Origin of the sequence: Pyrobaculum calidifontis JCM 11548, assembly GCF_000015805.1 — an archaeon.
Lineage (GTDB): Archaea > Thermoproteota > Thermoprotei > Thermoproteales > Thermoproteaceae > Pyrobaculum > Pyrobaculum calidifontis.
This window is the reverse complement of the sequence record NC_009073.1, coordinates 1,495,485-1,508,994: the sequence shown is the minus strand read 5'-3', so window position 1 is coordinate 1,508,994 and position 13,510 is coordinate 1,495,485. Positions and strand designations below refer to the sequence as shown.

Sequence of the window (13,510 nt, the reverse complement as noted above, 5' to 3'; positions counted from 1 at the left end):
AGTTTATATAGATTGTCGCGGCCTCCTCTTGGCTAAAGCCAGCGCCAAGGCGATGGCCGCCACAGTAATTAGGGCCATTAAGGCCACGGGAATTGCCGCTATGCCCCAGTCTACTACTTTTTCTACAAGCGTAGTAGTCGTAGTCGATATGTACGTCGTGGTATACGTGGTTTCTCTTGTTACGGTCTCCGTAGTCTGTTGCGTCACGTATTGTACCACTGTTTGTACTACTGTGGTTGTCTGCGTCTCTGCTCTGCTGGGGGAGACGTATGTACACACAGTCGCCGGCGTCCCCACGTAGGTGCCGTTGGGCAGTCTACTCACCTTGTAGGTGGACAAGGCCTTTTTCTGCTCCTCGGCCGCTGGCGCTAGTAGGTCGAACACTCTCGGCGCCACGCCGGCGAGGACGGCCGCGGGGTCTGCGCCGCCCACAGTCCACTCGTCCGCCATAACTCCGAAGTTTCTGATATTGTCTGGGCCGTAGCCGTCCCACGAGGTTAAAAACACCGTGAGCCTCCACTTGGGGTCAAAGTCACCTATGTACTTCTTTGGCACATCTGCCACCACGGTGTTATTGGGCCCAGCCCTAATGGAAATGGCGTCGTCTATGAATGAGCCGTCTGCAAACACTATCCGGTTCCCCCCGCTCCACCCAGGCCCTATGAGCAAGGCCGCGTCCCACGCCGCGTCTCTACAGAGCGCGACTCTAAGGCCGAGGGTGTCGTTTCTCGTGCCGCGTCCCCTATTTATGTACACGTGGAAGAACTGGAGAGAAAAGCCGGCTGGCCCGCCCCAGGGGTTGCCTCCAAGCTCTCTGACTCTGAAAACGAACCTGAGCTTGTCTCCGAGGTCGTACACCTCCATGCCGAGTAGGTCGAACACGCCTGGCCTAAAGGCGGGGTTTTTGGGATAGTTATAGCTCCCGGGGCCAAAGTCGTCTCCAGGCGGGTCCTCTGCCGACATTACTAGCCTAGCTGATGTGGTTGTCTCAGGTATTCCTAAGACGTAGACGAAGCCGTTGAACTCTACGTACAGTTTGCCGCCTGGCTTTGCGCCTATTAGGCTTAGAAGAGCGTTGTTGCCCACGGCGACGAATTTGCCCCCATCTGCGAGATACACAGTCCCATTACACGTGTCAAGAGCCATGTCTGCGTATATGTCCAGCCTCTCCCCGCGCAGTCCGAACACTGCTCCACGGGGCACATACGGCGACCTTGGCACATTGGGGTTAGAGATGTAAACGACGCCGCATCTGCCTCCGGACACCCACACGTGGGTTGTGTTAACGTAAATAGTGGCGTCTTGCGCCTTTACGCTTCCATGCCCCTGCCCAGCCACTTTGTCTTCCCTGGGGATGCCCGCCGGGTAGGCCGTGGTGTATAAATACGCCGGCGGCTCCAAGCCGGCTCTCTGGTAATACGCCCTCAAGGCCGCCTTTGCCACTGGGTCAAACGTCTGCGGAGATCCCATGTCTCCGCCGTACCAGAAGGGCCAGTCGCTTGCCTCAGCAACAAGCAGTGGGAATAGCACATCCCAGCTCTTGGCCGCGCCGACGTCCTCCCGCGCCTTCTTAAGCCACATCCACCACGCATTTTCGTCGGGGTCTCCAATCCACACGGCCAGGCTACCCCCCGAGGACCAAGAGCCCTCGGCGATTTTCCCCAACACGGTCCGCGTGGGCAACTCCCGTATCGAGTTGTAGAAAGATATGTCTACGCCGAGGTTGTAGTACTGGAACTCCCGCTGCGGGAGCGGCTCTGCCTTATCTCCACACGCTTTTACGAAGTCTGTGGGCTTCCAAAGCTTAATTGTGCCATTTTTCTCAAGCTGGGCCAATCCGCCGAAGAACTGTAGCAAGAAGTCGTCGCCGAAGTTGGGGTAGTTCTCCCAGGGGTTTTCCCCATCTAGCGCTATTACGACTACGTTGCAGTCGCCGCGCGGCACCCGCCTTAGGTAGTTTACAAAGTCCGCGAGCGCCGCCTGCGGACTCATGGATGAGTACCTAAACCCAATGTTGTCAGAGAGAGTCTTGTCTCTAAAGAAGACGTAGATGCGTCTCCCCCCGTAGTCGGCGTAGTAGAGCTGGAAGTGGCTCTTGCCAGGCATAGTCATCTTAAGCACGTCTTCGTCGGTCACAGTCCACAGATAGCCCTCTTCTGCGAACAGTCTCAAAACTTCGTCGTTTACCGCCTGTTCAGGCGGCCAGACGCCCAGGGGCGAGGCGCCTAAGTACCTTCTGAAGAGGCCGTTGGAGAGCTGTATGTGTAGCCTCAAGTCGTCTACTGCCCCCATGTCCGCCAAGAGCGGCATCAGCGGGTGGGAGTACGGCACTGGGACAAGCTCAATGCGGCCTTGTTCTGCGAGCCTCTTGTAGAGGGGCAAAACCTCTTTTATTAACTCTATGTGGAATTGTAGAACCTTGGCCAAGTCATCCCTCGTGAAACTTGTCTTATTCCTAAGAGCCCATATGTCTGGCCTCTGCCTAGCTATGTAGGGGTCTATCCACATTAGGTTGAACAACGTGGCCAAGTCGACGAAGTCTTGGTCGCTGAATTTCGACACTACACATGTAACATCTCCGGGCGGGCACTTGTTAAAGGCGTCGTTTCTAATCCCCAGGAGCGCGGTGTAGCGCGGATTCTTGTAGAGGATATTCTGCCAATTGATGTCGAAGAAGCCCCCTGGCACTTTTAACATGGAGTACTTCTCCTCCGCCGTCAAGGCCTCTCCCCTTGCCAACTTCTCCGAGATTTTAAACCTGGCATCGAGATATGTGCCATTGGCATACCAGTTCAACTGTTCTATCAAGCTACCGGAGAGAGTGAAGGCCACGGACACCCCCGTCTGATTTATCAAGAGAGGCACCTTTAGGTAGTTGCCAACCGCGTGCATTCTCACCCAGGGGAGCACGAGCTCCCCCCTCTCCAAGTCTATGTACCAGGGCTGGTGGTTGTGCAATATCACCACGACGTTGACGGTCTGGGCCAGTACGAGGGCCGACAAGAGGAGGGCGAGGATCTTCATAGCTACAAGTTATAACTGGTAATTAAGTGTTGCCCATGGCCGTGTTGGTCATCTTCGCCGGGGGCCTCTCTAGGAGGTTTGGAAGAGACAAGTGCACATACTCCCTGGGCGGGAAGAGGTTTATAGACAGAGTGGCTGAGGCGGGAAGGGCCGTGGCAGATCGAGTCTACGTGGCCCCCGGGCCCAACGCCGATTTGTACAAAGGCGTCGACGTGGTGGAGGACAGCCCCCGCTTCTCTGGACCCCTCGCCGCGGTGGACACGGCGTTGCACCACTTCGACGAAGAGGTGTTCTTTGCCCCCTGCGACGTGCCCTTCATAACGCCGGCCGTGTTTAAGGGATTGGCCGAGGCAGGCGGTGTCTTCTCTACCTGGGTCTTCCCCAATGGCCGCGTAGAGTCGACGGTGTTTAAGGCCTCTCCCCGGGAGGCTCGGCGGGCGCTGGACTTCTTGGCGGCGCACAAGAGGAGGCGCCTTGACGACCTGTTCAGACTATCTCCAACCGTCTTTCTATCCGTTGTTAAGCACGGGGTTGACCCCCTCTGGCTCTACAATGTCAACACGCCGGAGGACTTGGCCGTGGATAGGGTGGAGATACGCCTACAGGTCTTTGTGGAAGACGTAGAACTCCGCTGGGACACGCCCCCGCTGGCCAAGTGGCTGGAGGAGGGCGACGTGGAGGCGCTTAAGAGGGAGCTTATCCGCTATGTGGAGCTTGGGCTTTTCTCCATGGCGGCGCACGTGGCAAAGGACTTGGCCCCCGTCTCTCCGGCCTACAAGGTGCTGTCCGACGTGCTCTACGAGGCGGTTGAAATAGAGAAAGGCGCGACGAGAGTAAACTGAAAGTTTAAATGTACTTAGGGGATAATTGTAAGCTGAAAAACTCCGGCTTTTTAAACGCGTATACGTATACGTACATGTTCCGGGTCTACCTAAACCCCAAGGAGGCCAGAGTCCTCGTCACTAGGGCAAAGGTGGAAGAGAAGGACTGGGTCTTAGTAAGCAGATACTCCACCTGGGACAAGGCGTACAAAAAGGCGCTCTACCTCGCCAGCCGCCTAGACTACGTCCTAGAGTGGTACCTAGAAGACCAGGTAGAGAGCGTCTTACAAATTTTTAAAAACTGAGAGACCCCCCTCCGTGCGCCTCCTAGTCCTCCTCGCCCTTCTAGCCGCCGCCGTGTCTGCCGCTTACATCGACGGCGTAGTAATTGCCCTAAAACAGTGCCTCTGCCTAGCGCCGCGGTGGGCCTACATAGACGTCTGGGCCCACGTGGCAGCTCAAAAGCCCTTAGACGTGGCCCTCTACTGGTTCGACGGCTCGTGGAGCGGCCCATGCCCCGTCGGCACAGGCCCCACGGCCCACAACACGTGTTCAATACCTCTAACTGCCAGCGCCGTGGCCCTTTCCCTCCTCGACGGAGGAGAAGAGGTGGATAGAATAGAGATATGGGGCGTCAAGATAGCCAATGTCACAGCCTGCGACGCCCAGCCGTTGCTAGAGGTAGTAAACAAGACGACTTCCTACGCCCCTCCCAGCGCCGTTGTGACAGTACGCGCCAGGTGGATCAACCCAATCCAAGTGCACTTCGCCGCCGCAAATTACACGGCCTTTAGAAGCATATCGGTAGTAGACCTAAACCCATGCAACGACTATCTGATCAAGCTCTGGTTCCGCACACCTACGCCGTCGCCTTGGCACATCACGCTATACGGCAACTACACCCCCGCCTCTCCCATAGTTGTTACAAGCACGGTAACTCACACGGTGACTCAAACTGTCACACAGCGCGCAACGGAGACAGTAACTCAGACGGCCACGGCCACTGTTACTAAAACTGAGACTCTTACTGTTACATATGCCTCGGAGCGGGTCTACACGACCACGGTTACAGAGGTGGTGAAGGAGGTGGATATAAGGGGCGTGGCGCTGGCCTTCCTCGGCGTAGGCATGCTGGGCCTCGCCCTGGTAGTTTTTATACTCTCGGGCAGGAGGGGACATGTTCAAGAGGTACGTCGAGCGTAGGATTGTCACCCCAGGCCCCACAGCGGTGCCGCCTTGGGTCAAAGCCGCCCTGTTGAGAGAGACCACGAACCCGGACCTAGACCCGCAGTTCTTCCAGGAGTACAAAGAGACTGTGGACATGGTGAAGGCGCTTGTGGGGGCCCAAAGGGGGGAGGTCTATCTGTGGGCAGGCGAGGCTATGCTGGGGCTAGAGGCCGCGGTGGCCAACGCCGTGAAGCCTGGGACAAAGGTGCTGGTAGTCGACAACGGGGTGTACGGCGACGGCTTTGCCGACTTGGTCAAAATGTACGGCGGAGAGGCCATTAAGATGGGCCTAGACTGGAGGCAGGCAGCGGACCCCTCGGCGGTGGATAGGGCGTTGGAGAAGAACAAGGACGTGGAAGTGGTAACGCTGGTGCACTGCGACACGCCATCCACAGTCTACAACGAGCTGGGCGAGGTGGCCAAGGCCGTCTCCTCCCACGGCGCCTTGTTGATTGTTGACGCAGTCTCCTCCATCGGCGCCGACGAGATAAAATTCGACGAGTGGAAAATAGGCGTGTTAATCGGCGGTTCTCAAAAGGCGTTGAACGCCCCGCCTGGGCTGACGATAATGGCGTTGAGCAAAGCCGCTTTGGACAGGGCGGCGGAGGTGAAGAGGGGAGGCTTCTACATGAACTACTTTGTGTGGAAGGAGTGGCTGGACAAGGGCCTCTTCCCCTACACAATGCCAGACGTGTTAATATACGCCGTAAAGGAGAGCCTAAGGAGGATATTCGACGAGGGGCTCGACTCCGTATACAGGCGCCACAGGGCCACGAGACTCGCCGCGCGGAGGGCGATAGAGGCCATGGGGCTTGAGCCATACCCCCGCTCAGTAGAGTGCACATGTCCCACGGCCACAGCCTTCAAGCCGCCCACCAGCCCAGCCGCCCTCCGCGACCACATTTGGAAGAAGTACGGCGTCATGTTGGCCGGTAGCTGGGGGCCCCTAGAGGCGGAGCTGATGCGTATAGGCCACATGGGGGTCCAAGCAAGCCTAGACTACCTCCTCTCTGCAGTGGCGGCGCTGGGGCTAGGCCTAAGAGATATGGGACACGAGGTAGACGTAGGAAAAGCGCTAGAGGCAGTACTAGACGCTTTCGGGCAATAGAGTATTGTGAAAGAAAGGCGCTAGAAATTTTCGCGCCACAAACTAGTCTATGGCGTGGGAGCTATTCCTGCAAGCTTTGGAAACGGCCTTGCCTCCCACACGGCCCTCAAGCCACATATGTACCTGGTAAATCTCTCGACACCAATTCCAAACCCAGCAGTTTGCAACGGATACAGCTCCTTTGCCATTTGTAAAAACCAACCGTATTTCGCGGGGTCTTCCCCGCCCTCCTTTATGCGTTCAATCAACCTATCTGGCTCGTACTCCCGCTCCGCCCCGCTGATAGCTTCCCCAAACCCCTCTGGGTACAGCATGTCAAAGTCTCTCAACACGCCGGGCCTCTCCGGGTCTTCTCTATCATAGAAGCCCCGAGACCCCTTTGGGTAGTCGTATATAAAGACGGGGGAGGTGTGCAAGGCAGAGAAGAGCTTTTCACATTCCCACCTCAACTCCTCGCGGGGGCTGTTGACACAGCCGTATTCGTTCACTATTTTGACCGCCTCGGCGTGGGCATAGCGCTTGAAAGGCCTCTTAAACTCGGGCAGCTCCCTCCCCAACGCCTCAAGCTCCCTCCAGTACTCTTCTCTCACATATTTCGCCACGTGGTAGACGAGGTCTTCGGCGAGGGCCATGGCATCGTAGTATGTGGCCTTGTACATCTCTATATCCACCTGGTAGAACTCGACTAAGTGCCGGCCTGTGTATATGCTCTCCACAGGCTCAAGGCGCACGTTGGGCGACACGAAGTAGATTTTCCCAAGCGCAGACGCCATGTACTGCTTGTACAAAATAGCCGACGACATAACCTTGTACTCCACGCCGTAGAAGTCGATAGACGCCTGTCTAGCCCCCCTGATCCCAGGGTCGGTAACTGGGCCTATGACTGGCGCAAGCACTTCGACAAACCCCCTCGAATCTAAGAACTCCCTTATGCCCCGCAGTATGCCGGCCTGTATTTTGAACACAGTTTGATACTTCTCATCTCTTGCCCAGCGCCACGAATATCGTAAGAACTCTTCCACGGCCTGCTTATATCTCTCCTTGTCTTTAACAAGCTTCTCGAACTCCAACACCGCTGGGTGGTATCTGGGCTCCTTGAGATCGACCATGGGCCTGGGTTGGGCAGGAGATAAATCAATTCCAAGTACGTAATGCACAACTCTCCCGGGGTTTAGTGCATTATATTCCTAATAGTCCCGGGGCGATTCAGAAAATAATTCAATAAATTCAGGCTAATTGTGTATTTTATGTGCGGAGTGTGAGAAGCGTATCGTTAGGTATAGGCATCCAAGAGTCTCTGCCCACGGGCTCTGAGCTTATTAAAATGGGGCTCCCCTTGGAGATCTGAGGTACGAAGTGCGGATGTTCCACAAGCCTGTAGGTGTATAGGTACACCTGCGCCTCGTTTAAGTCTACTATGGCGAAGTTTAGTAGCGGCTCCTCTCTGTCGATATACCTCTTGGCCACTTCGGCGACCTCTCTAGCCGCCTTTTCGTTGCCGCCTAGCTCAACGAACGCAGACAGCAGAAGCTCTGTGTCTGTGCCCCCGGCGGTCTTTACGTCTAGGCCCCGCCTCTTGAGCTCCGCCGTGAGTCCCTCCTTGTCTAATGTGCCGTTGTGTACAATGGCAAAGCCCCCGCGCAGGATGGGGTGGGTATTCTCTATTGCAATAGAGCCCACGGAGGCTAGGCGCGAGTGTAAGACGTATATGTCGTAGCCGCGGGGAGGGGGCACAAAGCTCTCCCAAATCGCTCTCACAGACCTATAGACGCCGGCCTCGCCCCGCCTCAGCCAGAGCATGCCCCACCCAGAGCCGTGGCTCCAGCCCATGGTCCTATCCCTCCTAGAGACGGCCGCAAAATCCTCAAGAGCCTCCTCGGGCGGGTATCCGCCTATGGCGACGAAAAATCTACACATTAGACGTTGACTAAATAGGCGTTGTACTCCCACCGCGTTATCTTGTTCCACGTCTTCTCCCAATCGCCCTCCGACTTCAAATAGCTGAGCCACTCCTCCTCCTTCAGCGCTAAATACGGCTTTACAAATTCCTCGGGCAGAAGCGCCGACTCTTGGGCGTACTTAACCGCGTCGCCGAGGTGCCGAGGCGTCTCTCTAACTCCCTCAAGCTCGTACGCCACAGTGTCCACAGGCGGCGGAGGCTCCAGTCTCTTCTCAACGCCCATGTATGCGGAAAACACTATCGACGCGAAGGCCACGTAGGGGTTCATCGAGGGGTCTGGGTGGCGATACTCCAGCCTGTTTATTCTACCGCCGTAGTAGGGCACTCTCACCATGGCGGATCTGTTGCCAAGGCCCCACACTATGCGCGTAGGCGCCTCGTGGTGAGGCACAAGCCTCTTATAGCTGTTGACGGTTGGCGCCACAAATACGCTGTTTGCAATGGCGTTTTGCAAAATGCCCGCCACGGCGTATTTCAACTCCTCCCGCGGCTCTTTCACCGAGGCAAAGAGGTTCTCGCCGTCGCGCCACAGGCTTAAATGCACGTGGGCGCCTGAGCCATTTATGCCCCAGAAGGGCTTAGGCATAAAGGTGGCAGTGTAGCCGTGCCGTTGTGCCACAGACTTAGCCAAGATCTTAAACGCCAGCACCTTGTCAGCCACCTCCAGCGGGTCGCCCGCTGGTATATTCACCTCGTACTGCCCTGGGGCCACCTCGTGGTGTGTCTTAGTGCTACCAATGCCGGAGAGGTGGAAGTGCTCCATGATCTCCTCCAACACAGGCCATGTGTGCAGTAGGTGTCCATCGAAGTAGACTCCGCCGTCGGCGTACATGGGCGGATCGCCTTTGACTAAGAAGAACTCAAGCTCAACGCCGAGAAGCGGCTTGTATCCCCTCGCCTTAACCGTCTCCAACGCGCTTTTCAGCACGTTTCTTGGGTCCCGGAGACTCGGCCTTGACCCATCCATTACACTTGTGAAAATCAGCGCCGTTTTACCGCCGTTCCACGTCTCTATGTACACGGAGTCGAGGTCTGGCATGGCCACGAAGTCGCTTCTATTTACCCCGCCGTAGGCCGGTATAGAGGAGCCGTCAAATAATACTCCATCTATAAAGGCGTCTTTTGCCTCGTCTATGGGCAAGATATCTACGCGCGGTCTTCCAAATATGTCCACAATCACAAACCTCACGTATTTAACGCCGGCACTTTTCAACAGCCTCCACGCCGTTTTTGGTTCCGGCATAGACATCACGAAGATAACCCTTAAAAAGATTTCTACATAAATAGGGTATATAGCCAGCCACTTGATACGGAATATATGCCGGTACCTACCTGGCTATGTTGAACTAAATGCAATGAGATAGGGGAATATAATATACAAAATCTTGGGATTTAACGAGCTGTGAGGAGGCAACCGACAATGATATATAGCGTTTGGTGCGTAGTATATACCTCTACCTACCTGCCACCTCTACGCCTAGCCTCTTTGCCACCGCGCCGTCCAGTGACCTCACCAAGTCCCTGTTGCCCACCATGTGTTGATAGTTTGTCACACCACCTGCGCCCATGGCGAGCTTCAGCTCTTTTTCAATGGACAAAATGGCGTTCTCGTATTTCTCAGCTCTTTTCCACATGGGCAAGTCCTTAAAGCGCCTGTGTATATACGTAAATATCCCCAGCGGTACTATCACATCGGCGCCGAGAGCGGCGAGTTTATACACGTCAGCGCCATCGTAGAACTCCCCCACTGCGACAACCACCACCCTGTCCCTAACCCTCCTCTTTTTCAACTCCACGTCTAGCCTCGGTATATACTCCTCAAGCCACATGTCGCCTCCAAGCCTTTCGTCTACCACTATGATCTCCCGCCCCAGCTCGGCGACGCCGTTCGCCAGTGTGGCGCCACTAGGCGGCACGGCGACCCAGTCGTAGTTGTTTACGCAAAGCTCGTCTTCGCAGTTGCCGTATATGAAGGCGCCCAGGCCCTTCCCCACTTCCACAAGCGCCTCGTCTACCTCCGCCGCCACTCCCACAGGCGTGTCAGCCCTAAAACGCCCAATGTTGACCTCTATGGACACCGGCTCTCTGTAGGGGTCCACAGAGGGGCGCGTAACCTGCACCGCCTCAATGCGCAACAGGTCGAGAGGCCGCCTCGCGGGGTAGGTATAGCCGGGCACTACTCCGCCCATTCCTATTATCGGCGGCTCTCCCCGCTCGTAGACCTCCTGAGACACCACGGGCTCGTATTTGCCGTAGAAGGCCACTCCTCCAGGGGTGCCGAGCTCAACGCCGATGGTTGAGGCCACCTCTTCGTCGACGTAGTCGATCTTGAGGAGGTCTTTGCGGCCCACCAGCTCTCTCACAGAGCTGAAGCCCAAGGCGTATACAATGGCCTTAAGCCCCGCCTCCAGCGCCTTGAGGTAGTTCTTTAAATTGCCCGCGGCCCACTCTATGTCCAGCTCTTTTCCATACCCTATTAGGTTTGTCAACGCCGTGGGGCACCCGCCGGTGTGACAGGCGTGGCACATTATACAGCCGAAGGAGAGGAGCGCGGCAGTGCCTATGTTCGCCATGTCTGCGCCAAGCGCGATCAATTTTGCCACGTCCTCTGCGCTGAACAACATGCCGCCGCCTATGACTAAGAAGTTGTCTCTCACGCCGTTTTTCCTAAGCCACTCGTGGACGACGGGTATGGCGTAGTCGATGGGTATGCCTAGGTGGTTTCTAATCGCGAGGGGCGTGGCGCCTGTCCCCGCGCCTGCGCCGTCTATGATGATGCCCTCCGCGGTCGACCTAGCCACGCCCACTGCCACATACATTATCTTGTTCACCGCCGCGACTTTGACCAATACTGGCTTCTTGCTTATGTCTCTAAGTGCTTTAACTCTCTGCGCCAGGTCTTCGATTGAGTAGATGTCGTGGTGTGGTGCGGGGGAAAGCGCATCGCTACCCTTAGGTATCTTCCGGAGTTGCGCTATTATGTCCACCACCTTTCTGCCGGGCAAGTGGCCGCCTATGCCCGGCTTAGCCCCCTGTCCAATCTTTATATTAACTGCGAGGCCGGCCCTCAGCAGATCTAGGCCCATTCCAAACCTGGCAGAGGCCCATTGAACCACTATGTTCCTATACTTGGCCACCTCGGGGTGCAGCCCGCCCTCGCCTATCCCGGCCACCGCGCCGAACTCCGTAACAGCCTTTGCTATGGCGATATTGGGATTTCCGCTCAATGCGCCGAAGGACATGTCGCCAACGTAGATGGGAACACTCAGCCGTGTCCCAAAGAAGTCCATTCCCACGTCTACGTCCAATTTATCCGCCTTCTCCAACAGCTCGTTGACCTCCCTCGGCCTTAGATCCTTGAACGAGATGCGGTCTAGGAGTCTGCCAACTCTCCGCGGCTCGCTTAGGGCATACGGCGGCAAGCCGCTCTGCGATGAGGCGCGGACGTAGTTGATCTTCTCCTCGTCCCAGAACTCCGGCACTCTGTGACGTGCCGGGGGTATGTAGCTTTTTACAACGACAAGCTTAGAAATCATGGCCTCTGCTCACCACTGTGAAGACCTCCTTAGAGATGTCCACGTTGAGGCCAAAAAGTGCGTTGAACTTAGCCACATACGGTGCCAGCTCCCTCACCTCCTCTTCGGTTAAATGCCTATGCTCTACCCTGAGGCTTCCTCCCCACAACTTATGAAGGTGGGAAGGCGCGGCCGCGAAGTCGCCCAACGATAGCCTTCTATACTCCTCTTCGCCTATACGCCCGCTCCTATATAGGTATTCCACATACCTCTTAAGTCTCCTAGAGGACGGCGCTAAGCCCACGAAGTCTGGGGGCACGTCGTCGCCGCGTATGTATATCTTCCCTCCCACCAGCCCGCTTCCGATGTACCTGCCCACAGGCTCGTCGTTAGTAACCCTTAGTACGACGACGGTGCCTCCCCCCATGTACTCCCCCAGGAAATCCCCGGCGGAGCCGCCTATAATCATTACGCCGCCGCGGTGCTGAATGGCGGCCCTTGTGCCAACGTCGCCGTAGACGTAGATCTCTCCGCCGCGCTTAGCCTGTCCCAAGGTGTCGCCGGCGTTGCCGTATATTACAGCCACGCCGCCGTTCATGGCATCTCCAAAGTCGTCTTGCACATCTCCATAGACGTAGACCTCCCCACCGCTCATCACATTCGCCGAGGCGTTCCCCACAACACCCCACATCTTAACCACCCCTCTTTCGAGCCCACTGGCGAGATATCTGTGGCCGTTCACATTTACGACGCTTACCTGTCCCCGCTTTTCCACCTCCCTCCTTATAACATCCGCCAGCTCTGTCACGCCGAAGGCCGACGCGTCAATAAACCCCTCTGCGGGAGGCAGCGGGGACTGCGGATAAACATAGCGCATCTTGAAGTTGCCCCAGACCTCGCCCTTATGCGCAACGATGTACTCACCACCTCTAAGGGCCCAAACCCGCGCAGACGGCGACATGGCCTTTATAGCCGCGGCCTCACTAGCCACGTAGAGCGTTGCCCCATCGGTCCCTACGTACAGGGGCCTAAAGTGGTACAAATCGACAAAAGCGCCAAAATACGGACTCGGCCCGCCCACCATAAACGCCACGGCGTACGGGCCGTCTAGCCTAGCCCACCTCACGCGCTGTCCGTACAACAGCTCTCTGATGGCCTCCTCTACGTCATACGTCTGTAAAAGATAGTTAAGGAGATGCGCAATAGACTCGCTGTCATTTCCAGTGAATTTGCCATCCCCTACGTAGTGGTTGATCAATTCTACATGTGAGCCGTACGAGGACAAATCACCGTTATGCACAATGGCCACCTCCCCCACGGCAAAGGGATGGGAGTACAGCGGGAGCCTGCCAGGGCTATTAGTGGGGTAACGCGTGTGGCCAAGCCAAACCGGGCTTCTAACGCCGTCAAGCTTATAGCGAGCAGCCAAGCCCTCCGGCCAATCGGCAACTTTATAAACGTCAAGCCACCTACTCTTTAAGTATACAAAGCCGTCGTCTAAGGTCTCATTTTCCAAAGTTACGTCGTAAAATCCGTCTGTAATTTTGACATATCTGCCAACAGGCGTGCGCGAGAAGGCTTTAACGAGGAGTCTTCCATCACCTCTGTAGTAAGCCACGCCAGCCCCGTGAGGAGTACCTCTTTCTCTCATTGCCAGAAGCCCACGAAGAACTATTGAGAAGTCTATTGATCCTCCGTCAAGGCTATATATTCCAACGATGCCACACATAGCAAGGCGTGAAGATCAATACTTTAAATCTTTAGTCATTATACAAATATAGAGAGAGGCAAAATCTATTTAAAAGAAGAGAAGAAAACTTATGACATCGAGTTGTATATGAATAACAATAAGATA

10 protein-coding genes are annotated in these 13,510 nt (G+C 56.0%); 4 read left to right on the top strand and 6 right to left on the bottom strand.

The window, feature by feature from the left end; genetic code table 11:
* Positions 1–3: 3 nt before the first annotated feature.
* The gene (locus PCAL_RS08555) at positions 4–3,024 is read right to left on the bottom strand and encodes a glucodextranase DOMON-like domain-containing protein (protein WP_011850291.1); all 3,021 of its coding nucleotides are present in this window, start codon (positions 3,022–3,024) and stop codon (positions 4–6) included.
* Between the two features lie 35 nt (positions 3,025–3,059).
* Between PCAL_RS08555 and mobA the strand changes: the two genes are divergently transcribed.
* The 4 genes from mobA (at position 3,060) to PCAL_RS08535 (ending at position 6,180) form a co-directional block, all read left to right on the top strand.
* Positions 3,060–3,866 (top strand): molybdenum cofactor guanylyltransferase, encoded by an 807-nt coding sequence (mobA, locus tag PCAL_RS08550; protein WP_011850290.1) that lies wholly within the window; start codon positions 3,060–3,062, stop codon positions 3,864–3,866.
* Positions 3,867–3,940: 74 nt separating this feature from the next.
* Positions 3,941–4,150 (top strand): hypothetical protein, encoded by a 210-nt coding sequence (locus PCAL_RS08545; protein ID WP_193322645.1) that lies wholly within the window; start codon positions 3,941–3,943, stop codon positions 4,148–4,150.
* 13 nt (positions 4,151–4,163) lie between these two features.
* On the top strand, positions 4,164–5,048 hold the full coding sequence (locus PCAL_RS08540; protein WP_011850288.1) for a hypothetical protein: 885 nt from the start codon (positions 4,164–4,166) through the stop codon (positions 5,046–5,048).
* Entirely contained in the window at positions 5,023–6,180 is a 1,158-nt protein-coding gene (locus PCAL_RS08535; RefSeq protein ID WP_011850287.1) for a pyridoxal-phosphate-dependent aminotransferase family protein, read from the top strand. Before PCAL_RS08540 ends, PCAL_RS08535 begins: the two co-directional genes overlap by 26 nt.
* Before the next feature lie 47 nt (positions 6,181–6,227).
* Here PCAL_RS08535 and PCAL_RS08530 read toward each other — a convergent pair whose 3' ends face one another.
* From PCAL_RS08530 to PCAL_RS08510, 5 genes are all read right to left on the bottom strand, one after another.
* Positions 6,228–7,289: an asparagine synthetase A gene (locus tag PCAL_RS08530; protein WP_193322644.1), complete on the bottom strand. Its 1,062-nt coding sequence runs from the start codon at positions 7,287–7,289 to the stop codon at positions 6,228–6,230.
* Between the two features lie 136 nt (positions 7,290–7,425).
* Positions 7,426–8,097: a class II glutamine amidotransferase gene (locus PCAL_RS08525; RefSeq protein ID WP_011850285.1), complete on the bottom strand. Its 672-nt coding sequence runs from the start codon at positions 8,095–8,097 to the stop codon at positions 7,426–7,428.
* Complete coding sequence (locus PCAL_RS08520) at positions 8,097–9,383, bottom strand: glutamine synthetase family protein (protein ID WP_193322643.1); 1,287 nt, start codon at positions 9,381–9,383, stop codon at positions 8,097–8,099. Before PCAL_RS08520 ends, PCAL_RS08525 begins: the two co-directional genes overlap by 1 nt.
* Positions 9,384–9,594: 211 nt before the next feature.
* Complete coding sequence (locus PCAL_RS08515; RefSeq protein WP_011850283.1) at positions 9,595–11,676, bottom strand: FMN-binding glutamate synthase family protein; 2,082 nt, start codon at positions 11,674–11,676, stop codon at positions 9,595–9,597.
* The gene (locus PCAL_RS08510) at positions 11,666–13,384 is read right to left on the bottom strand and encodes a GltB/FmdC/FwdC-like GXGXG domain-containing protein (protein WP_011850282.1); all 1,719 of its coding nucleotides are present in this window, start codon (positions 13,382–13,384) and stop codon (positions 11,666–11,668) included. Before PCAL_RS08510 ends, PCAL_RS08515 begins: the two co-directional genes overlap by 11 nt.
* Positions 13,385–13,510 lie beyond the last annotated feature (126 nt).